At 56.3% G+C, this 2,505-nt stretch carries 1 rRNA gene; it reads right to left on the bottom strand.

The annotated features are described in order from the left end of the window. Positions 1-32: 32 nt before the first annotated feature. Positions 33-2,505, bottom strand: a 23S ribosomal RNA gene (locus tag ACFYYB_RS42100); the annotation flags it as partial.

Here is a 2,505-nt window from a genome sequence, read left to right on the forward strand (position 1 = left end):
CTTCAGAACTAACACAGTGGACGCGAGCAACTGAGGACAAGCCCTCGGCCTATTAGTACCAGTCAGCTCCACCCGTTACCGGGCTTCCACATCTGGCCTATCAACCCAGTCGTCTACTGGGAGCCTTACCCTCTCAAGGAGGTGGGAATACTCATCTTGAAGCAGGCTTCCCGCTTAGATGCTTTCAGCGGTTATCCCTCCCGAACGTAGCCAACCAGCCATGCCCTTGGCAGGACAACTGGCACACCAGAGGTTCGTCCGTCCCGGTCCTCTCGTACTAGGGACAGCCCTTCTCAATATTCCTACGCGCACAGCGGATAGGGACCGAACTGTCTCACGACGTTCTAAACCCAGCTCGCGTACCGCTTTAATGGGCGAACAGCCCAACCCTTGGGACCGACTCCAGCCCCAGGATGCGACGAGCCGACATCGAGGTGCCAAACCATCCCGTCGATATGGACTCTTGGGGAAGATCAGCCTGTTATCCCCGGGGTACCTTTTATCCGTTGAGCGACGGCGCTTCCACAAGCCACCGCCGGATCACTAGTCCCGACTTTCGTCCCTGCTCGACCCGTCGGTCTCACAGTCAAGCTCCCTTGTGCACTTACACTCAACACCTGATTGCCAACCAGGCTGAGGGAACCTTTGGGCGCCTCCGTTACTTTTTGGGAGGCAACCGCCCCAGTTAAACTACCCATCAGACACTGTCCCTGATCCGGATCACGGACCGAGGTTAGACATCCAGCACGACCAGAGTGGTATTTCAACGACGACTCCACAACCACTGGCGTGGCCGCTTCAAAGTCTCCCACCTATCCTACACAAGCCGAACCGAACACCAATATCAAACTATAGTAAAGGTCCCGGGGTCTTTCCGTCCTGCTGCGCGAAACGAGCATCTTTACTCGTAGTGCAATTTCACCGGGCCTATGGTTGAGACAGTCGAGAAGTCGTTACGCCATTCGTGCAGGTCGGAACTTACCCGACAAGGAATTTCGCTACCTTAGGATGGTTATAGTTACCACCGCCGTTTACTGGCGCTTAAGTTCTCAGCTTCGCCACACCGAAATGTGACTAACCGGTCCCCTTAACGTTCCAGCACCGGGCAGGCGTCAGTCCGTATACATCGCCTTACGGCTTCGCACGGACCTGTGTTTTTAGTAAACAGTCGCTTCTCGCTGGTCTCTGCGGCCACCCCCAGCTCACGGAGTAAATCCGATCACCAGTGATGGCCCCCCTTCTCCCGAAGTTACGGGGGCATTTTGCCGAGTTCCTTAACCATAGTTCACCCGAACGCCTCGGTATTCTCTACCTGACCACCTGAGTCGGTTTAGGGTACGGGCCGCCATGAAACTCGCTAGAGGCTTTTCTCGACAGCATAGGATCATCCACTTCACCACAATCGGCTCGGCATCAGGTCTCAGCCTTATATGAGGGACGGATTTGCCTACCCCTCGGCCTACACCCTTACCCCGGGACTACCACCGCCCGGGCTGGACTACCTTCCTGCGTCACCCCATCGCTTACCTACTACAAGTCTGGGTCACCGGCTCCACCACTTTCCTTTCCCCGAAGGGTCCGGAACGGCTTCACGGGCTTAGCATCGCCTGATTCGATATTGGGCGTTTCAAAGCGGGTACCGGAATATCAACCGGTTGTCCATCGACTACGCCTGTCGGCCTCGCCTTAGGTCCCGACTTACCCTGGGCAGATCAGCTTGACCCAGGAACCCTTAGTCAATCGGCGCACACGTTTCTCACGTGTGTATCGCTACTCATGCCTGCATTCTCACTCGTGAACCGTCCACAACTAGCTTCCGCTGCTGCTTCACCCGGCACACGACGCTCCCCTACCCATCACAGCGGGCGTTGGCCCTATTGCTGCAATGACACGACTTCGGCGGTACGCTTGAGCCCCGCTACATTGTCGGCGCGGAATCACTTGACCAGTGAGCTATTACGCACTCTTTCAAGGGTGGCTGCTTCTAAGCCAACCTCCTGGTTGTCTCTGCGACTCCACATCCTTTCCCACTTAGCGTACGCTTAGGGGCCTTAGTCGATGCTCTGGGCTGTTTCCCTCTCGACCATGGAGCTTATCCCCCACAGTCTCACTGCCACGCTCTCACTTACCGGCATTCGGAGTTTGGCTAAGGTCAGTAACCCGGTAGGGCCCATCGCCTATCCAGTGCTCTACCTCCGGCAAGAAACACGTGACGCTGCACCTAAATGCATTTCGGGGAGAACCAGCTATCACGGAGTTTGATTGGCCTTTCACCCCTAACCACAGGTCATCCCCCAGGTTTTCAACCCTGGTGGGTTCGGTCCTCCACGAAGTCTTACCTCCGCTTCAACCTGCCCATGGCTAGATCACTCCGCTTCGGGTCTAGAGCGTGCAACTCAATCGCCCTATTCGGACTCGCTTTCGCTACGGCTTCCCCACACGGGTTAACCTCGCTACACACCGCTAACTCGCAGGCTCATTCTTCAAAAGGCACGCAGTCACGAC

Source organism: Streptomyces sp. NPDC002886, from assembly GCF_042888445.1.
Classification (GTDB): domain Bacteria; phylum Actinomycetota; class Actinomycetes; order Streptomycetales; family Streptomycetaceae; genus Streptomyces.